This window comes from Actinotignum timonense, from assembly GCF_900155575.1.
GTDB lineage: Bacteria > Actinomycetota > Actinomycetes > Actinomycetales > Actinomycetaceae > Actinotignum > Actinotignum timonense.
On sequence record NZ_LT706966.1, the window covers coordinates 315,558 to 335,480 of the forward strand.

Genomic DNA, 19,923 nt, shown 5'->3' on the forward strand with positions numbered 1-19,923 from the left:
NGATACCGAGCTCATGGCCCGCGCCCTCGCGAGCATGGGCGTGGGGGTCGCCTGGCAGCGCGGCACCACCGAAGCTGAGGACGTCCTCGATATTTCCCCCGCCCCGCTCCACGGCGCCACCATTGACGCGGGGCTCGCGGGAACGGTCATGCGTTTCGTCCCGCCCGTGGCCGCGTTCGCGCGTGGTGAGGTTGTTATTGATGGCGACGACGCCGCCCGCGTGCGCCCCATGGACCCGGTGGTGCGGGCTCTTCGTGATCTGGGAGTGGAGGTTGATGCCGCCAGCGATAGCGCCGGGCGGGCGGTCCTCCCGGTGCGGGTGCACGGCCAGGGGCGCCTGGCCGGAGGAACCGTGAACATTGACTCCTCCGCCTCCTCGCAATTCATTTCCGCGCTGCTGCTGGCCGGCCCGCGCTGCGAGGGCGGGCTGGTGCTGCGTTCGGTGGGGCCGAAGGTTCCTTCCGCTTTCCACCTGGCCATGACGGTGGACGTGCTGCGCCGGGCCGGTATTCAGGTGGAAGAATTCGCGGCCGGCGGGGCGCCCGCGGATCGCGAACACCCGGCGGTGGAATGGCATGTGCATCCGGGCACCCCGCAGCTGGGAACAGTGGTGCTGGAACCGGATCTTTCCAATGCTTCACCTTTCCTGGCCGCCGCTATGGTGACGGGCGGGACCGTGGAAATTCCGCGATGGCCGGCACACACCACCCAGCCCGGCGCGCAAATCGTCGATATTTTTACGGCCATGGGAGCGCGCGCCCAGCTGCGTGGCGACGGCGTCCTTGAGCTGACCGGGCCGCAGGATATTGCCCCCCTCGATGCCGATCTCAGCGATGTTGGGGAGCTCACGCCCACGATTGCCGCGGTGGCGGCCTTCGCCACCGGCCCGAGCGCGCTGCGCAATATCGGGCAGCTGCGCGGGCATGAAACCAACCGCCTGGCCGCGATCACCGCGGAGCTGAGCGGCGTGGGGATCCCCGCCCGCGAAGAAGGCGATGACATTATCATCACCCCGCCGGCTGGGCAGGGCGCGGCGGCGGGCGGCACGTCGGCAAGCGCACAGCCCGCGGCGCCCGCGCCAAACAACCCGGTTATCCGCAGCTACGAAGACCACCGCATGGCAACCTTCGGGGCGATCCTCGGCCTGCGCATCCCCGGGCTGCGGGTGGAAAATATTGCGACCACCGGGAAAACCATGCCGCGTTTCGCCCAGATGTGGACAGACCTGGTGGGCCGATGAGGGATATCGGCACCGACGATCCCCGCGTGCGAGTGCGGCCCGGAAAGGGCTCGCGGCCGCGCACGAAGATTCGGCCCGATTACTCCGACCGGCCCCTCGGCCAGGTCATCACCATCGATCGCGGGCGCTACACCGTGCTCATGAACGAAGGCACCCGCGTGATTGCGGTCAAAGCGCGGGAATTGGGCCGGGGCGCCGTCGTTGTTGGAGATAAAGTACGCCTGACCGGTGACCTTTCCGGGCGCAAGGACACCCTGGCCCGCATCGTTTTTATCGAGGACCGCAGCTCGCAACTCACGCGTTCCACGGACGAAGGCAACGAACGCGAGCGCACCATCGTGGCGAACGCGGACCAGATGGCGATTGTGGCGGCACTCGCGCAACCCGAACCGCGGCGCGGCATGATTGACCGCTGCCTGGTGGCCGCGCGCGATGCCGGTATGGATCCGCTCCTCATCCTCACCAAAGCGGACTTGGCACGCCCGGACGCCTTGCGTGCGTATTACGAACCGCTCGGGGTCCCGATTCTCGCAACGGCTTTGGGGTACGACGGCGCAGCTCCCGCAGCCGGGGACGCGGCCACGCACTCGGATTCTGACACGGCGCCCGCGCCTGGGGACACGACTCTCACACCCGGGAACGCAACCACGCACTCGGGCTTGGAGGCCGTGCGCGCGGCGCTACGCGGGCGCACCACGGTGCTCGTGGGGCATTCCGGGGTGGGCAAATCCACCCTGCTCAATGCGCTGGTCCCGGCCGCGGCGCGCGAAACCGGGCACGTCAACGAGGTGACCGGAAAGGGCCGGCACACCTCTACCTCCGCTATCGCCTTTCCACTGCCCGGCGGCGGGCAACTCATTGATACGCCGGGGGTGCGCAGCTTTGGGCTGGCCCATCTGGACGCCGCCGATATTCTCCGCGGCTTCCCCGACCTGGAAGAAACCGCGCTGGAATGCCCGCGCGGGTGCAGCCACGAGGCCACCGAACCCGAATGCGCCCTTGATAGCCTCACCGATCCACGCCTGCGCGAGCGGGTGAGTTCATTGCGCCGCGTGCTCGCCTCGCGCGGCTTCGAAGAATGGGAGAAATAAATGGATGCCAGCTCCACTATCGCTTTTCTGCACACCGTTGCGGATGCCGTGGACGCCCTCACCCTGGAGCGTTATGAGCGCCGCCGCCTCACCGTGGATACGAAGCCCGATAATTCGCCGGTATCCGATGCTGATCGGGCGGCCGAGCGGCTCATCCGCGAGTACCTGGAGCGGGATTTCCCCGGGGACGCCGTGTACGGGGAAGAGGAGGGCGGCAGCCTGGAGCACGCCCCGCGGCGCTGGATTATTGACCCGATTGACGGCACCCGCAACTACGTACGCCACAACCCGGTGTGGGCCACGCTTATCGGTGTGGAAGAAAACGGCCAGATGGTGGCCGGTATGGCGTCCGCGCCCGCGCTCGGGCGGCGCTGGTGGGCGAGCCGCGGCGGCGGGGCGTGGCTGAGTGAAAACGGGGGCGAGCCCCAGCGCCTGCGCGTCTCCGATATTGACCGGATGGACCGGGCCGCTTTCGGTTTTTCGTCCCTATCTAGCTGGGACGAAACCGGGCGCATGGCCACCCTCATCGCTTTCGCCCGCGCCACCTGGGGCACCCGCGCCTACGGGGCTTTCTGGCCCTATATGCTACTGGCCGAGGGTGCCTTTGATATCGCCGCGCAGCCGGGCCTGGATGTTTACGATATGGCGGCGCTGGTGCCGATCGTGGAAGAGGCCGGGGGAACCTTCACCTCGCTGGAGGGCAAGCCGGGGCCGTGGTGGGGAAGCGCACTGGTCACCAACGGAAAGTTGCACGCCGCCGCCCAAGCAATTATTAATGAGACACATGTCCAGCCGGGTAGCCGCGACTAGCCGACCGGCTAGCGAGGACGAGACTTACCCGCACAGCCGGGAACAGATCCAACCGGGTAGCCGGAACTAATCGAAGGAGGAGCCGTGGGAAGCAGTGATAAGGCCGAGCCGTTGATCGAGAACGAGGGTCTTCCCGGTAGCGCGCCGGCTAGTGCGCCCACTGGTACACCGGGTAGTGCGCCCACAAACGCGCCGGTCAACGCACCCACGCATGCGCCCGCCAACACGCCCGCGCGCGAGGTCCTCACCTGGGACCGTTTCGGCGAGGTCACCCGCGAACTCGCCCGCGACATCTGGGATTCCGGCTACCGCCCGGAGATTATCGTGAGCGTGGCCCGCGGCGGCCTGCTTCCCGCCGGCGCGATTGCCTACGCTTTAGACCTCAAAAGCATGCTCGTCCTCAACGTCGAGTTTTACACCGGCATCGGGGTCACGCTCAAGGATCCGCGCCTGGTAGAACCTTCCGGTGACGTGCGTGGAATGGCCGGCAAAAAGGTTTTAATTGTCGACGACGTCGCTGACTCAGGGCGGACTTTACGCTTCGTGAAGGAACTCTGCGAAGAGTACGCCACCGAGATTCGCGTGGCGGTCCTCTACGAAAAGTCACGCTCGGTGCTCAAACCCGATTACGCCTATTTGCATACCGACGCATGGATTGCCTTCCCGTGGTCGGATAAGGACCCGGTCAACGGAGGCCAGGCGGAAGCCTAAAGCGGGGTGCGGAGCGCCGGACATTCGCGGGGCAGTGCGTTCGCGGGGCAGTGCGTTCCGCGGGCAGGAACTCCATCGGGCCAAAATTTTTGTCGTAGCCCCACAGTAGGCTGAAGCCATGAAGATCTTGCACACCTCCGATTGGCACCTCGGGCGCACCCTGCACCGGGCGGATCTCACGCCGGCCTTTGAAATGTGGGTGGATCACGTGGTGGATACCGTGCGGGAACGCGGTGTAGATGCCCTTCTGATTAGCGGGGATGTCTATGATCGCAGCGTCCCACCCGCTCCCATGGTTGAGCTTTTTTCGCGCACCCTGCGCCGACTCGCGCAACTCACCACGGTCATTTTGATTTCCGGGAACCATGATTCCCCGCAGCGCCTAGGATTCGGGGCGGAGCTTTTCCAGGAGCATATCGTCATTCGCACCGATCCGCTGCGCTGCGCCCAGCCGGTAGAAGTGCGTGATCGCGCCGGTAATCTTGGCGCACTGGTTTACCCCATTCCCTATTTGGATCCCGATGTGGAACGCCGCCGCCTGGCAGGCGATGCTGCTCATGCTGGTCACGCTGGCGCGGATCACTTGGAAGGTGCGGATAATGCGGATCGTGTCGATCATGTTCATCACGTTGATCACGCTGATCACGTTGATCGCAACGATGGCGCAGAGCTGTTGGAACGCTCGCACACCGCGGTCATGCACGCAGCTTTGGAGCGTATTGCCGCAGATATTCAGCACGGCCCGCACGCTGGCAAGCCGGTGGCACGTATCGCTATGGCACACGCTTTCGTTGCCGGCGGGGCGGCCAGCGAATCCGAACGCGATATTTCGGTGGGCGGGGTGGAAGTTGTTCCCGCCGCGCTTTTCGCCCTGGGAAGCGCAGGGGCAAGCGCCACGGCGGGCCTGAGCTACGTGGCACTGGGCCACCTNCGCTTTTCGCCCTGGGAAGCGCAGGGGCAAGCGCCACGGCGGGCCTGAGCTACGTGGCACTGGGCCACCTGCATTCCCCACAGCGGGTGGGCGGTGCGCCAGAACCGGGTACTTCTGAAGCTAGCAGGCTGCCGCCTATGCGGTACTCGGGTTCGCCTATCGCTTTTTCTTTCTCGGAAACCCGGCCCAAATCTTCTGTTCTTCTCACCTTTGAAGGCGGGACCCTGGTGGAAGAAGAACTCATTCCGGCTCCGGTATGGCGCCCCATCGTCACCATCGAAGCACCGCTAGCCGAGGTACTCAGCCCCGCACACCGTGACGATCGGGATAAATTCGCGCGTATTCTGGTAACCGATCCGGCCCGCCCGGCGGATCTCACCACCCGGGTGCGGGCCGCTTTCCCGCACGCTTTGGAAATTCGCCACGTGGTGGATCCGGCCGCCACCCGCCACAGCACAGCGGATACTCGCCGCCTTGATTCCCTGAGCGTGCTACGCCAATTCATGACGGAAAGTGGGCACCGGGATCTCACGGAAGAAGAAAACCAGGTCATGGTGGCGGCATGGGAAGCCGTCCGCACCGGGGAGAAGGAGTAGGGACTCATGCAGCTGCGCCGCTTAGAACTTCAAGGTATCGGCTCCTTCGCGGGGCGGGAAGTTATTGATTTTGACGCCCTGGGAGCTTCCGGGCTTTTCCTGGTGGAAGGGCCCACCGGAGCTGGCAAATCAACCATTATTGACGCCGTCGTTTTCGGGCTTTTCGGTACGGTCGCGGGCGGGAAAGAAAGCTCAACCGAGCGCCTGCGCTCCACGTATGTTGATCCCTCCACCATCAGCTACGCGGACGTTATTTTCACCATCGAAGCGGGCACATTCCGGGTGCGTCGCACCCCTAGCTTCACCAAACCGGGCAATTCCTCCCCCACCGCTGCTACCGCAAAATTATGGAAGCTTTCCGAAACTGCGGTGGACCTCGGAGATATAGATGGCGGTACCCCGATTGCTACCAAAGCCCGCGATGTCGGGGTGTATATCAGCAACCTCCTCGGCCTCAATGCGGAACAGTTCTTGCAAACTATCGTGCTTCCGCAAGGAAAGTTTGCTGAATTTCTGCGGCTGGAAAGCCAGGAGCGCACCAAGCTGCTCACCCAGATTTTCGATACCCGGGTTTTTGGTTCGGTCACCCAGTGGCTCACGGATCACGCCCGCACGGCACGCGGAGCTATCGCAAACGCTCAGGAAACCTTCGTGCGGGCCGTATCGAACACCGCAACAGCCTTGGAGCTCCCCCCTGAGGAAAGTGAGTCCCTCACCGCCGCCGCTCAAGGCGTGGATCTACCAGCTGAAGGCGAAGCGGTTGTTACTGGCCTGGAGCAGGCGCTCGCTACCACCGTTGGGTGTGCTAGCGATGCACTCGCCCAAGCTGAAAAAGCCGAGGCCGCATTAGAGCTGGCTCGCGAAGCCGAAAACGCGCAACGCGCTTTGGCTGCCCGCATTGAACGCCGCCGGGTTCTGCACGCCCGGACCGGCCAGCTCCAGGAACGCGAAGCCGTGATCGCCGTGGATCGTGCACGCCTCGCGGCCCACCGCGCCGCAGCCCCACTCCTGCCACATGTACATGCCCTTGACCGGGCTCGCCAAGAGAGCCGCGACTGTGCCGGCGCCTGCACAGAAGCCCAAGCCCACCTCGTGGCTGTTTTTGCAGAATTCGGCACGGGCACCGGAGGCAAACACGGTCCCGTTACTGATCTCAGCCCTGCCGGGGTGGAATCCGGGCGCCGTCTGGTCACCGAGCTGAGCGAAGCTAGCGGGCGCTTGACCGAATTGGAGCGCTCAGAACAGGAAGTCGAGCGCAAACAACAGGAAGCTGCCCGCGCCACCGAACAGCTCGCCGAGCGCCAGAGCGCGGTGGAAGAGCTGCGTGAGGAAGCCACTACCGCGGCCACTGAACGCGAGGAAGTGGAGGGCAAGCTCGATACTGCCCGCGCCACCGCCAGCGGTGAGGCTGCTGCCGGGCAGCGGGTGCGCAGCGCCACGGAGCTCCTTGAGGTATTGGATCGGGTAGCCACCAGTGAAAACGCGGAAGCAGAAGCCCGTGCCAAGCTTGCAGATGCTCTTGCCCAGGTTCAGGAAAAGGAAAGCTCCGCCAGGAAAATCACCGATGCGTGGGTGCAGTCCACCGCGGGTGAATTAGCAGGGCAGCTACGTGAAAATGAGCCCTGCCCGGTGTGCGGATCCTGTACCCACCCGGCGCCCGCCCCGCCGGAAGCTGTGCGTGCCACTGCGGCGCAGGTGAAGGCCGCCCAGGCGGCTGCCAGCACCGCCCGCGAGCACTACAGCACCTGCCTAGCTCATGTGGAGAAAATAAAAGCCCAGCTTGTTGAGCAACGGGCCGTGGCCGGGGATGCCACCACGGAAGCGGCCAGTACGGAATTAGCTGCTGCCCGCGCTGATTTGAGTGCGGCACAGCAGGCAGCTTTGCGCGTAACAAACTTGGAGAAGCGGCTCGCGCAACTTGCCGAGAAAGCCCGCACGCGGGAAACCGCCCTGGAACAATTGCGCACCGAAGTGGCGCAATTAGAGGCTGAAAACACCTCTCTTGCACGTGAGATCAGTACCCAGCTCACCCGCCTCAGTGCGGAGTACGCCGGCTTTTCTTCTATCGCAGCGCGCCGCACGGCTCTTGATGAACTACGCGAAGCCCAGGATGCCTGGAACACCGCCGCGAGTGGGGTGCTCGCTGCGCGCGAAGATGAACAGGCTCGCGGTGAAGAGCTCGCGGCAGCGCTGGCCGGCACTGAGTTCGCGGATGCCCAGGCAGTGGATGCTGCCGTGCTCAGCAAAGTGGAAGAGGCACAGCTCCAGGATTCCATCACTGCTTTTGATGAGGAATGCCGCGATGTGAAGCGCGAACTTGCAGAACCGGAACTCGCGGAACTTCCCGAAGATGCTCAGGCTGATGTCGCGAGGGCGGAGGAAGCCAGCGCGCTGGCACGCCACGCCGCTCAAGAAGCACGGGCGCAGGCTACGAGGGCGGAGAACCAGGCCCGCTCCGGCGGGGAACGCTTGCGCACCGCACAGCGGGATCTCCAGGCATGGCGGGAAGTTCGTGAGCATTCCGGAGCGGTTGTGCGTTTAGCTTCCCTGGCTACCGCGGGCCCCGAATCGGTAACGAAGGTTCCCTTGGAAACCTTCGTGCTGCAACACCGTTTCGAGCAGGTTGTTGATGTTGCTAATGAGCAGCTCGCGGATATTTCCCTCGGGCGTTTTGAACTCATCCGGACAGACGAAAAGGAGAAGGGCAGTCACCAGTCGAAAACTGGCCTCGGCTTGGCTGTTATCGACCACGCCGGTCCCGAACCGGTCCAACGTTCCGTTCGCACGCTCTCGGGTGGGGAAACATTCTATGTATCTATCTCCCTGGCACTCGCTTTAGCGGAAGTAGTGCGCGCGGAAAATGGAGGGATTCACCTCGATACCCTCCTCATTGACGAAGGCTTCGGCTCGCTGTCGGATGGAGCGCTTGATCAGGTCATGGGAGTGCTGCATGGTCTCGGGAAAAACGGGCGCACCGTAGGTGTTGTCTCCCACGTCTCGGAAATGAAACAGATGATTAGCGAACGCATCTCAGTTATCCCGCGGGACGACGGCACCTCGCATATCCGCGTGACTGCCTAAGTTTTCTGGGTAAATCCACCGTTTAGAGCCGTGGATTGAATGTATTTCTACATGGATGAGGGGCTGGCAGACTGTCCTTGTGAAGGTTCGTCTGCCAGCCCCTCTCTTGCGTTACGCGATCAGTTCAGCACTTATGCCTTGCGGCGCCGCGTCACCACGAGCCCGCCAGCAAGCAGCAAGAATGCCGCCGTACCAGCAAGACCCACGCTCGTTGCACCAGTGACCTGAAGAGTCTTCTTGACCTTCTTGGTCTTCGGTGCAGGCTTGCCCGGATCGTTCGGGTTCAACGGGTCGGTGCCGTTCTTAATTTCGTCACCGTCGTTGATACCGTCACCATCGGTATCGGCCTTATTCGGGTTAGTCGGCTTGCCACCGTTCTTCGCGCCGGTTACCTCGTCACCATCGGTCAGCCCGTCACCATCGGTATCCGGGTTGAGCGGGTCAGTGTTACCAGGCTTACCGTCCTTATTGAACTTATCGTCCTTGAACGGGTTCTTGGTGCCATTAACCTCGTCACCGTCGTTGATGCCGTCACCGTCGGTGTCCGGGTTCTTCGGGTCAGTACCGATCACCTTTTCTTCACCATCGGTCAGGCCATCACCATCGGTGTCGCCCTTATTCGGGTCGGTACCGTTGTTGATTTCGTCGCCATCATTGACGCCGTCGCCATCGGTATCGGCCTTGTTCGGGTTGGTCGGTTTGCCACCGTTGTTCTTGCCGGTGACTTCGTCACCATCGGTGAGACCGTCACCGTCGGTGTCAGGGTTGAGCGGGTCGGTGTTACCAGGCTTACCGCCCTTATTGAACTTATCGTCCTGGAACGGGTTCTTAGTGCCGTTCACCTCGTCCCCATCGGTGAGCCCGTCACCATCGGTATCCGGGTTCAATGGGTCAGTACCGATCTTCTTTTCCTCACCATCAGTGAGTCCATCACCGTCAGTATCGGGGTTCTTCGGGTCGGTCTTGGTGGCCTTGGAGTCATCAACCTTCGGGGTGCCATCCTCATTACGAGCAGGCTTACCGTTCTCGTCGATATCCGTGCCAACTTCCTCGCCGTCGGTCAGGCCATCACCGTCAGTATCCGGGTTCTTCGGATCGGTGCCCAGGTCCTTTTCACGACCATCAGTCACACCATCACCGTCAGTATCCGGGTTCTTCGGATCAGTGCCGTCCTTCTTTTCGTCCCCGTCCGTCACGCCGTCACCATCGGTGTCAGCATTGTTCGGGTCCGTGCCGTCCTTGATTTCGTCAGCGTCGGTCACGCCATCGCCATCGGTATCGGCCTTATTCGGGTTGGTCGGCTTGCCACCGTTATTCTTACCGGTCACTTCGTCACCGTCGTTCACCCCGTCACCATCAGTGTCAGGGTTGAGCGGATCAGTATTACCAGGCTTACCGTCCTTATTGAACTTGTCATCCTTGAACGGGTTCTTGGTGCCGTTGACTTCGTCGCCGTCGTTGATACCGTCACCATCGGTATCCGGGTTCTTCGGGTCGGTCTTGGTGGCCTTGGAATCATCGACCTTCGGGGTGCCATCCTCATTACGAGCGGGCTTACCGTTCTCGTCAATGTCCGTGCCGGCTTCCTCACCATCGGTCAGGCCGTCACCATCAGTATCAGAATTCTTCGGGTCGGTGCCCAGGTCCTTTTCACGACCGTCAGTCACACCGTCGCCGTCGGTGTCCGGGTTCTTCGGATCGGTCCCGTCCTTCTTCTCGTCCCCGTCGTTGATGCCATCGCCGTCGGTGTCCGGGTTCTTCGGGTCAGTTCCGTCCTTCTTCTCGTCACCGTCATTCACGCCGTCACCGTCGGTGTCCGGGTTATTCGGATCGGTGCCGTCCTTCTTCTCATCCCCATCCGTCACGCCGTCACCATCAGAGTCGGCCTTGTTCGGGTTAGTCGGATTGCCATTGTTGTGCTTACCGGTCACTTCGTCACCGTCATTCACACCATCGCCATCCGAGTCAGGGTTGAGCGGGTCAGTATTACCAGGCTTACCGTCCGGATCAGACTTGTCGTCCTGGAACGGGTTCTTGGTGCCATTGACTTCGTCACCGTCATTGATGCCATCGCCGTCGGTATCCGGGTTATTCGGATCGGTTCCGATCTTTTCTTCTTCGGAATCGGTCAGGCCATCGCCGTCAGTATCAGGATCATTGACCGTCACGGTTACGGTATCGAGTTCCTTGCCATCGCGATCCTTGACCGTGACGACAACTTCGTCCTTGTCCTTAGCATCCGGATTCGGGGTAACCGTGATTGAACCATCGGGATTGAGGGTCGCGGTACCCGGACCGTTCACTTCCACCGTTGTGCCGTCGGGTACCGGCCCGCCGGTATTAGGAAGGTCCACTGGAACACCCGGCTTACTGTTTCCGTCGTTCCACACAGGCTTGTCCGGCTCGGTAACCGTCACCTTGGAGGTATCGAGTGTCTTATCGCCGTCCTTAATGGTTACTGTGATTTCAGTGCCAGGGGTCGCGTCACCAGGAACCTTGACGACGACGTTGCCATCCCCGCCAATAGTGCAGGTGGCACCACCGGTTGCTTCGCATGTGGCCGAGGACGGAATCGGACCATTAGCAGGATCCTTCTCCAGCGTCACATCAGTGCCGGGCTTACCATCACCATCACCCCACGCAGGGCAACCGTTATTGGAAGCCGGACCGGCAATATCCGGGCACTGATCAAGCGCATCCGGGACGGTATCGCCATCGGTATCCGGATCGGTGACGGTCACCTTGGAGGTGTCGAGGACCTTGTCACCATCCTTGATGGTCACGGTGATCTCGTCCTTATCCTTAGCATCCCCAGGAATCTTGACGACGACGTTGCCATCCCCGCCAATAGTGCAGGTGGCACCACCGGTTGCTTCGCAGGTGGCCGAGGACGGGATCGGACCATTAGCCGGATCCTTCTCCAGCGTCACATCAGTGCCGGGCTTACCATCACCATCACCCCACGCCGGGCAACCGTTATTGGAAGCCGGCCCAGCGATGGTCGGGCACTGATCCTTGCCATCGGGGACATTGTCGCCGTCGGTGTCGGGGTCAGCAATGGTCACGGTAGCGGAGTCAAGATCCTTACCGTTCGGGTCCTTGACCTTGACGACGATCTGGTCCTTATCCTTGGCGTTCGCGTTCGGAGTGACGGTGATCGAGCCGTCTTCGTTCAGGGTTGCGGTACCCGGCCCGGTCACCTCAACCGTGGAGCCTGCCGGGACGGGGCCACCCTCATTAGGCAGCTTAACCGGTGCGGACGGCTCGGTGGTCGTGTCATTCCAGATCGGGTTGTTCGCGGGAATAACGGTCACCTTGGAGGTGTCCAGGGTCGTGTCACCATCCTTAATGGTCACCGGAATCTCAGTACCGGGGGCAGCGTCTTCCGGAATCTTGACGACGACGTTGCCATCCGGGCCAATGGTGCAGCTAGCACCATTACCGGCTTCACAAGTAGCGGTGTTCGGGATATCGCCGTTAGCCGGATCCTTCTCCAAGGTCACATCCGCGCCAGGCTTACCATCACCATCACTCCACGCAGGGCAACCATTATTAGAAGCCGGCCCAGCAACATCCGGGCACTTATCCAAAGAATCCGGGACAGTATCGCCATCGGTATCCGGATCCTTGACGGTCACCTTGGAGGTGTCGAAGATCTTGTCACCATCCTTGATCGTGACAGTAATCTCGTCCTTATCCTTGGCGTCACCAGGGATCTTGACGACGACGTTGCCATCGGGGCCAATGGCGCAGGTGGCACCACCAGTCGCCTCGCATGATGCAGTATCCGGAACCTTGCCATTAGCAGGGTCCTTCTCCAGCGTCACTTCAGCGCCGGGCTTACCATCACCATCACCCCACGCAGGGCAACCATTATTAGAAGCCGGCCCAGCAACAGCAGGACACTGATCCTTCAGGTCCGGAGTGCCGTCGTTATCACCATCGGAATTCGGATCACGCACCGTAATCGGAGCAAGAAGAATCTTTTCACCCGTCGGGGTAGTCATCTTGACCGGGATGAGGTATTCGCCAACTTCAGCATTTCCAGCGGTCGGAGCAAGGGAAATTGTCCCATCCTCATTAACCGTCGCCCAGGGCTGCTGGCCAACCTTCACCTTGGCCTGGTCGACATCAGCAAGCAGTTCCGCCGGAATCTTCGTGTTGTCATCAAGCGGAGCATACTTGGCATCTCGCGGCTTGGTTCCGTTTTCCTTGTGAAGCGGCGAAGCAACAGTCTCGGTCGTGTCGAGGTCAACCGAGGTGTGCTTGTACTCCGGAGTGGGCTTGGCGGCAAATGCGTCCTTGGCTAGCGCAGTATCGCGCGAGCCCTCGGGATAGATTGTTGCCGTGTAGATTTCGTCATGATCGAGATCAGCCGGAACGGTCAGAGGACACGAGTTCACAACTCCCAGGTTTGAAGATGTGGAGATGCACTTATGCACCTCGTTACCCTCGGAATCCGTCCACACAATTTCGTGACCGCTCGAGGGAACAAAACCAGTAGCCTTCGTTTCGACCGTCACGCCAGGAGCCGCAGGCTTAGTGGTCTGGTTGTACTCCAAAACCTGGAAATCACGATCCTCCATACGAAGGGCAAAATCCTGATCCCTAATATTGCTCATAGCGCCGTCGGTCGCATAGTCAACAACCTGGGCGCCGTATTGATACAAGTTATCCGGGAAGTTATCAAGGGCGCCCCCTACTCCATCAGGAAGAACGGGAGCAACGTACATATATTCGACGTTAACGTGTCGCGACTTGAGGTTACCCTTGAGCCACGAAGCGCTCGCACCTTCGGGAACCGGATCGCCGTGTTGCCCAGCATTCACAATTCCCTTGTAGCTGTAAGAGTCACCCCACAGGCCCTGGAACTGGATGTGATAATTACCCTTGGCATCCGTGACCGCGTAGGAAGTCTCGGCGATAGCGCTCTTCCCGGTCTCCTGCTCATACTTCGCCATAATTTCACGCTGCGCAGCTTTAAACTGCTCGCGAGTATAGCCGTTGTGGTTCTTCTTCCATTCGTCGAAGAGTTTCGCCACTCCGTCTTGAACGTATGCGCCGACTACTTTAACGCCAGGTACTGCAACATCACCAAAGCTGTCTTGGAACATGCGCACCGCCTTGGGTGCACCAAACACATTCCTCTGGTCATAGAAAACACGACCCGAAACCCAGCCACCGTTTTCTTGGTTGGTGGTTTCCTTCCAAGTGCTCTCATCCGGGAACATCTCGCTAATTTGCGGGCGCTCCTGATATGAAATATTGAAGTTCTCCGCAGCGGACTGTGGCCATGCATTCCACGTACCTACATAACGCTGCACCATCCCGTTACTAACAAATACGCCGTCGGCTTCGACAAATGAATTGACGTACTTGGTTTTATCGGGGTTATCGGACCAAATACGCAAGCCTTGCCCTGCCTGAGCTTTCCACTTATGCTCGATACCTAGTGCGTCCGTCCAATTAGGGAGCTTGATCGAGTACTTGCCATCGGCTTTAGTTTCGGTCCAATAGACCGGCGAGACAGCACCCTTCAGCTTTTTGTTTTTAAAATCAACCCACTGGGCATACACTTTGACGCCAGCCAGGCCCTCATCATTACTGTCAAAACTAGCGATACTGCCGCCTCGGTCGTGGAAAACTCGGCCATATACCGAGCCTTTAATTTCACCGAGATTACCGTCTGACCGCTGTAGCTCATAGGCTTGTGCAGAAGGAGCGCTAAACGTCGGGGTGAGACTCAAACACAAAGCTGCAGCAGTAAGGCCCGCCCACAGCTTCTTACGAAGAGATACCCCCCCCCCCGCTCGATTGCCAGCCGGAGCGAAAATGCCGGGTGCCGAATTAAGCGACCCCGTGTAGTGAGACATCTTTTCTCCATTGGTTAGATATACGGATATTTAGGAGCCGGACGCCGTCACATATGTGAAAATTATGAAAGTGATACACCCAAGTATCACCAAAACATAATCAGTAACGCACCGTATCGCCTAATCATTCAAAATCGTAACACAACCATGAATATCCCCTTTGATATTTAGCAATACCTCATCAAATATGCATATACCGCTTTGACCTGGGGCTTTATTGGACGCCCCCCCCAATTGATAGGGGACTTTCCGCCCATCTTGCAGTCTTTATGTAACTTATTTTCCACAAAGTGTGTGGAACATAACCACCCGCCTGCACATGGACTCGTGAATCATTATTCAATTTGCACATAGCCTCTTTGAGAGAATAAGTCTCATAGATATGAGAGAACTATTCGCGCGGTTTTCATAACAAGCGGCTATACATGCAGCATCATCCGATCAGCATGCACATCCAGACCACATAACCATGTCGGCGCCTTAAACGCTTGCCGCTGCACCCAGTTCGAGGGCTAGATCAAGGCGTTCGGAAACGTCGTACCAGAGCAAGTCCTCCTCGGCGAGTACCTTGAAAGCGGCCTCGTCATCAGGCCCTGCCAGCACGTAGGGTTCCATCTCCGGCCCGTCCACGTGGATAGACACCACCTCAGCCCAGGAGAGCTCATCAGAAAGCTCAAGGGCCGTGGGTAAATACTCCTCCGGGTTGGCAAGATCCCGGCATTTCTCGGGTGCTACCTCAGCGGCAATCACAACTCGGCGCGGGCGCAGCCCGCCCCGCTCCGGGAGCACTACCCCGAACTGAGGATCGGCCTTCCCGGCGAACATCGCCGAAACGGCACACAAAGAATCATCCGCGGCCGCGTTGAAAGCAATCGCCTCGAGATAGTCACGATCTTCATCATTCACTTCACGCGCCAGGGCCTCCGTTGCCGCGTGCACCACACGCCCGGAAAGCACGGACATCGCAACATCGGCAGGAGTAGCCGGAAGATAAATTCTCATGCGCCCAGTCTACTCACCGCCCCACACCCCGATAGTCCAGAACGGCACGCGCCAGCCGCCGCACATCCCGACTCACCCTACTGCGAGGGGCTACAGCCACCACGCTGGTGCCGGCTCGTTCGGCCCGTGCGTAGCGAGCTTCGTCGTCGCCCACCCCTATCACGGCGGGTATCTCACTCTCCCCGAGAAGCGAGGCGAAAGTAACGCGATCCTCCAGACCCGCGCGGGTGACCACCGGCAAAGCCGCGCGGGCCAGCGCCCGGGCCCGCCACCACGCCTCCACTCCGCGGCGCAANGCTCGATTGCCAGCCGGAGCGAAAATGCCGGGTGCCGAATTAAGCGACCCCGTGTAGTGAGACATCTTTTCTCCATTGGTTAGATATACGGATATTTAGGAGCCGGACGCCGTCACATATGTGAAAATTATGAAAGTGATACACCCNGAAAGAAGCGCACTGAGCGTCAAGCTATCACGCTCCCCGCTCGCCCCGATACATCCCGCGCTACTCCGGGCTCGCTGGCCTAGCTGATTGCGCCAATCGTGCTGATTCAAAGTGAGGAATCCGCCTGCCTGAGCGCTGGCCTCGTCGAGAAAAGTGGGAAGTTCCGCGGCGCAATCAACGATGGTGACCTGCGCGAAAGGTCGGAGCTTATCCCACAGATCGCCAATACCGGGTCCAATCAGCTCATGCCAGCGGCCAGCGCGATTGAGGCCGGGGAGGAAATGTAAAGTGCCACGCGGGCCGGTGCGCAGTTCCCGCACGTAACGCGGAAGCTGCGTCTCTAGCGCGTCGCCAGCATGCAGGGCGCGGGCCACTCCGATGAGCCCGGCTGGCTCCTCGCCCAGGTCCACGAGCTGCGCCAAGGACGGGTTGCGGGTATCCGCGTCCACCAGCAGCACCGCATGCCGCTCGCTCAACACCCAGGCAAGATCGCGTGCCAGAGTGGAACGCCCCGGGGCGCCCGCGCTCCCCCAGATGGCCACCAAGAAACCGGGGTCAGGATGGGGACGCTCAGCAGGATTCGTGTGCTTCGAGACATTGCCATGCTTCCGGCGCTCAGGATTCGACCTCACTGCACCTCACCTACCAGCGTGAATGACGCACCCGCCGCGAGCTCCTCAAGCGCAGCTCCGAGCTCGGCGCGCGGGATATGAACTTCCATCGCCGCCGCGCCCGCGAAATGCGTATCGCTAGCCGTTCCCGCGAAGATAACCTCCCGGGAAATCAGCCGGGCGGGAGCTTTTTCGCCGGTGCCGCCCGCGGCGGGAAGCGCCCACAATTGCGCCGGTGCCCCGCGCGCCAGAGCAGTGGGAAGCGCACCGCTGAGCGGCAGCATCGTAACGACCCGCTCGCCCGACATGCGCAACGCCGACTTTTCGACCAGCTCACCCGGGTAAATCGTGCGCCCAACCGTACCGGCCTGGCCTGCCGGTATATAGGCGTCGGCCAGCCCGGCCGGTACTTCCACCACGGCCAGACTCGCCTCATCCAGCGAGGTGCCGGGCACCACCGCCTCGGTTGCCCGATAGACGGGCACGGTCACCGGGCCGCGCAGCGCATACCCGCCCGCGAGCGCGCCGGCAGCAATCAACGCCACCCCACCTGCCAGACGCGGATCTTTCCACCGCGTCCACGTTTTCTCACGCATCCGCTTCCCCTTTCGATTGACCGCATGTGAGCGAACTTGACCACACTCGAACGCATGTGACCGCGAAAACTCGCGACCGGGAGCGATGCGAAGTGACCGGAAACGACCAGAAATAACCACCACTTTGGCCTCCGCTCACGCCCGCTCGCGCCGTGGAGTCAGTGTGGCAGCTAGCGCGCAACTCGCCAAGTCCTCATCCACAGCTTGTGGATATCCAGGGCATTCCCTGCCGTTTCTTATATGAGTTATCCACAGGGGGATGAGGCCGGGTGTACCCGGCTGATTAATAGTTGAGCCACACGGGACATTTAGTCATACCACCACGGTGAGAACCGCGTGCCACCCGCTCTTCATCACGAGCAGAGCACGAGGTTTTCGATCCTGACCGGTAACCCCACTGAAGAGGTTCACGATGTCGGCAACGATCAAAGCGCTGTTATCGGCGCTCGCAGGGCTCGCGTCCGCATTTTTCGCGGTCGCGACCGCCCGCTTGCATGCTCCGCCCGGGAGCGTCGCCCAGCTCACCGGGACTCTCACCGTGGGCGTATGCATCGTCGCGTGCTTGGCATGCGCGCGGCTCACCCTCTGCTATTGCGCGGTTGCACGCTTCGCGCGCGGGAAGGACGACGCCGTCACCCGCCTCGCCCGTCGCATCGGCGGGCGCCCTTTCCGCACGGCTCTCCCCCCCACTCTCGCCACTACCCTGGTGNCCAGCACTCTCGCCACTACGCTGGTGGCCATGCCCGGGGCATGGGCCGCGGAGCCGAACTCTGGCAGCGGCGTCGATATTGGCTGGGGCGGTGACTATTCCGCTCTTCTCACCTCGCCTTCCCAGCCCAGTCCCGATCCCACCGGGTCGTTCCGCGCGAATCCCGATGACTTGCTCGGTGATGTCTCGTATCGAGACGACGCGGGTGGCTACTATTTGCACCCGCCGGCGCTACCTGCGGCATCGCCTTCGGCTGAACCGGCCGAACCTGCTCAGCCCTCTCTGGCAGCTCAGCCAAGTGACCCGGGTAGCGCTCCCGCCGAATCGTTACGCCCCACCGCGCGCAGTACACCCGCCCTTTCCCCGACCGAGATTTCGCAGCTGACTGCCCCGCTCCTCAACTCGGATCCGCAGCCCGCGGAGCTGCCGTGGGCAGCGCCTCCCCCGATTTATATTGTCCAGCTCGGGGACACCCTTTGGGATATTGCCGATACACACCTCGGGGCCGGAGCGAGCGATGCGGATATTCTCGGCTATACCCACGCCATCGCCGCGGCCAACACCATCGAGGATAGCGACCTCATTTATCCCGGCGAACACTTTATTCTTCCGCCAGCGCGGGAGTAAGAGTCACGCATCTGCTCCCACCACCCATATTCAGTCCTGCCTCGGCCATCGAGGCTCGTTCCCCTACCCCCACGCATCTCAAGGAGATCCCATGTCCACTGCTCCGCATACCGAAAATACCCCCGGTGCTACTGAAACGACGACGCCCGCTCACCCCGAACCGCAGCCCATAACCAACGCTGCGGGTCAGGATCTGCCTCCTCCCGAAGAAGTCACCGCGGAGGGCCAGCCGGGTTCGTGTTCCCATCTCGGGGCGGAGGAGCCGGAGATGATTCGGGTTTCTCGGCTCCCACCTGCACCACCTCCCGTATTTGCGCAGCCGGATATGGATGAAATTGTGTCCACTCTGGATCAGGTTCAACTCGCGGAAATCACCCAATATCGCGCGGTCACCCGCCACCCTCCCTTCCCGCCGGCACCCCACGAGGAAGATACCTGCGTGGCGGAAAACGCGCCGCCCGCGCGTGGGCTCGTAGCCGAGTCCGCAGGCGAGCTCGCGGGTGAGCCCGCGGAGCTACCCGATGCTCTGATTGGCGAGCGCCCCGGCACCGACGCGGACCCCACAAACGACACGGCCCCCGCAAACGGCACGGAATCCACAAACAGCGTGGAGTTCACAAACGGCATGGAACCCGCCCAAGGCGTGGATCCCATCGATGCCTTTGAGCTGATCGATGATGTTTACCTCACTGATGGTGTTGACCCCGCCGGTGACTTCCACGCCATCAATGCTGAGAACAGCACCGATACCTACACAGCCATACCGACCGAATCCAAACTCCACCAATGGAACCGGCTCGCGCTATCCGCCGCGCCCTACCGTGATATGTGGCGTGAGGAGATGGCTACCCTGGATGATCCACTCCCGCCCGAGATCCGGCCACCGCATCGTTTCGCCGCCGGAATTATTATCTACTCCATTGAGGTACTGCTGGGCCACCGCGCACCCGGATATGTGCGCCCGCATCTCAGCCCGGAGGTATTTGCCGCGCTCGTGCGCCGGGCCGGCCTGGCTATGCGTATTAAAGGGAAAGCACCCTGGCTGGGAAACCTGCGGATTTCCACGCTCAAAATAACGCATCCACGCCCGCGCGTGGCCGAGGTCATCGCCTGCGTATATTCGGGCGAGCGAACCCATGCGGTTGCCATGCGCATGGAATTCCTCGCGGGGCGCTGGATCGTCGTCGCCTTGGAAATTGGGTGAACGGGCCCCAAGGGTAACAAAAACTATCCCGAAACGCGCACGCAGGGCTATTAGGCCGCAACGCATCCGAAATAAAAACAAGCGCCGGCCGGTCACGCAACTATCACGCACGTGACCGGCCGACGCTCATATATCTAAGGCCTACCGCCGCCGCTTCTTGTTCTGCTTGGCCGCGGCCCGGCGCTGCGCCCGGTTACCACCACCAGAACCGCCAGCACCACCCGCACTGCCCCGGCCCCCGCGCGAACCGCCCCGCGCACCGGTGGTTTCCGTTTCCCCGGAACCGTCCTTCGCCGCCGAGGAATACGAAACATTCTGCTGGCGCTTCGGCTGCTTAATCCCCAGGGATTCCGCGGTCACGCGCTGGCCCGAGGCCCCCTCGGCGCCTTCACCCACCG

Annotated in this window: 11 protein-coding genes; 8 read left to right on the forward strand and 3 right to left on the reverse strand. The window is 61.3% G+C overall.

Annotated elements, in window-relative coordinates:
- Nucleotides 1-13: 13 nt before the first annotated feature.
- The 7 genes from CZ322_RS01355 to CZ322_RS01385 all read left to right on the forward strand — a co-directional run bounded on the left by CZ322_RS01355 (nucleotide 14) and on the right by CZ322_RS01385 (nucleotide 8,460).
- Entirely contained in the window at nucleotides 14-1,240 is a 1,227-nt protein-coding gene (locus tag CZ322_RS01355; protein WP_459543369.1) for a 3-phosphoshikimate 1-carboxyvinyltransferase, read from the forward strand.
- Complete coding sequence (gene rsgA / locus CZ322_RS01360; protein WP_087069901.1) at nucleotides 1,237-2,331, forward strand: ribosome small subunit-dependent GTPase A; 1,095 nt, start codon at nucleotides 1,237-1,239, stop codon at nucleotides 2,329-2,331. Before CZ322_RS01355 ends, rsgA begins: the two co-directional genes overlap by 4 nt.
- Nucleotides 2,332-3,141 carry an inositol monophosphatase family protein gene (locus CZ322_RS01365; protein ID WP_087069902.1) on the forward strand — a complete coding sequence of 270 codons (810 nt, stop codon included), beginning with the start codon at nucleotides 2,332-2,334 and terminating at the stop codon, nucleotides 3,139-3,141.
- A gap of 84 nt (nucleotides 3,142-3,225) precedes the next feature.
- Entirely contained in the window at nucleotides 3,226-3,852 is a 627-nt protein-coding gene (locus CZ322_RS01370) for a phosphoribosyltransferase family protein (protein WP_087069903.1), read from the forward strand.
- 118 nt (nucleotides 3,853-3,970) lie between these two features.
- Nucleotides 3,971-4,831, forward strand: a complete 861-nt coding sequence (locus tag CZ322_RS01375; RefSeq protein WP_087069904.1) for a metallophosphoesterase family protein — start codon at nucleotides 3,971-3,973, stop codon at nucleotides 4,829-4,831.
- A gap of 89 nt (nucleotides 4,832-4,920) precedes the next feature.
- Entirely contained in the window at nucleotides 4,921-5,379 is a 459-nt protein-coding gene (locus CZ322_RS01380; RefSeq protein WP_087069905.1) for an exonuclease SbcCD subunit D C-terminal domain-containing protein, read from the forward strand.
- A gap of 6 nt (nucleotides 5,380-5,385) precedes the next feature.
- Nucleotides 5,386-8,460 (forward strand): AAA family ATPase, encoded by a 3,075-nt coding sequence (locus CZ322_RS01385; protein ID WP_087069906.1) that lies wholly within the window; start codon nucleotides 5,386-5,388, stop codon nucleotides 8,458-8,460.
- Between the two features lie 131 nt (nucleotides 8,461-8,591).
- Here CZ322_RS01385 and CZ322_RS01390 read toward each other — a convergent pair whose 3' ends face one another.
- The 3 genes from CZ322_RS01390 to CZ322_RS01410 all read right to left on the reverse strand — a co-directional run bounded on the left by CZ322_RS01390 (nucleotide 8,592) and on the right by CZ322_RS01410 (nucleotide 16,985).
- On the reverse strand, nucleotides 8,592-14,036 hold the full coding sequence (locus CZ322_RS01390; RefSeq protein ID WP_087069907.1) for an Ig-like domain-containing protein: 5,445 nt from the start codon (nucleotides 14,034-14,036) through the stop codon (nucleotides 8,592-8,594).
- Between the two features lie 777 nt (nucleotides 14,037-14,813).
- Entirely contained in the window at nucleotides 14,814-15,335 is a 522-nt protein-coding gene (locus CZ322_RS01395) for a DUF6912 family protein (protein ID WP_087069908.1), read from the reverse strand.
- 1,071 nt (nucleotides 15,336-16,406) lie between these two features.
- A complete protein-coding gene (locus CZ322_RS01410; RefSeq protein ID WP_087069911.1) occupies nucleotides 16,407-16,985 on the reverse strand; it encodes a hypothetical protein in 579 nt (192 codons plus the stop codon).
- 1,427 nt (nucleotides 16,986-18,412) lie between these two features.
- On the opposite strand from CZ322_RS01410, the gene CZ322_RS01420 reads away from it, so the two are divergent.
- Entirely contained in the window at nucleotides 18,413-19,525 is a 1,113-nt protein-coding gene (locus CZ322_RS01420; protein WP_087069913.1) for an Rv3235 family protein, read from the forward strand.
- Nucleotides 19,526-19,923 lie beyond the last annotated feature (398 nt).

What these genes read in the sequence shown, in the direction of transcription:
- CZ322_RS01355 (WP_459543369.1), top strand. Translation starts at nt 14, where the DNA reads ATGGCCCGCGCCCTCGCGAGCATGGGCGTGGGGGTCGCCTGGCAGCGC.
- rsgA (WP_087069901.1), top strand. Translation starts at nt 1,237, where the DNA reads ATGAGGGATATCGGCACCGACGATCCCCGCGTGCGAGTGCGGCCCGGA.
- CZ322_RS01365 (WP_087069902.1), top strand. Translation starts at nt 2,332, where the DNA reads ATGGATGCCAGCTCCACTATCGCTTTTCTGCACACCGTTGCGGATGCC.
- CZ322_RS01380 (WP_087069905.1), top strand. Translation starts at nt 4,921, where the DNA reads ATGCGGTACTCGGGTTCGCCTATCGCTTTTTCTTTCTCGGAAACCCGG.
- CZ322_RS01385 (WP_087069906.1), top strand. Translation starts at nt 5,386, where the DNA reads ATGCAGCTGCGCCGCTTAGAACTTCAAGGTATCGGCTCCTTCGCGGGG.
- CZ322_RS01395 (WP_087069908.1), bottom strand. Translation starts at nt 15,335, where the DNA reads ATGAGAATTTATCTTCCGGCTACTCCTGCCGATGTTGCGATGTCCGTG.
- CZ322_RS01410 (WP_087069911.1), bottom strand. Translation starts at nt 16,985, where the DNA reads ATGCGTGAGAAAACGTGGACGCGGTGGAAAGATCCGCGTCTGGCAGGT.
- CZ322_RS01420 (WP_087069913.1), top strand. Translation starts at nt 18,413, where the DNA reads ATGTCCACTGCTCCGCATACCGAAAATACCCCCGGTGCTACTGAAACG.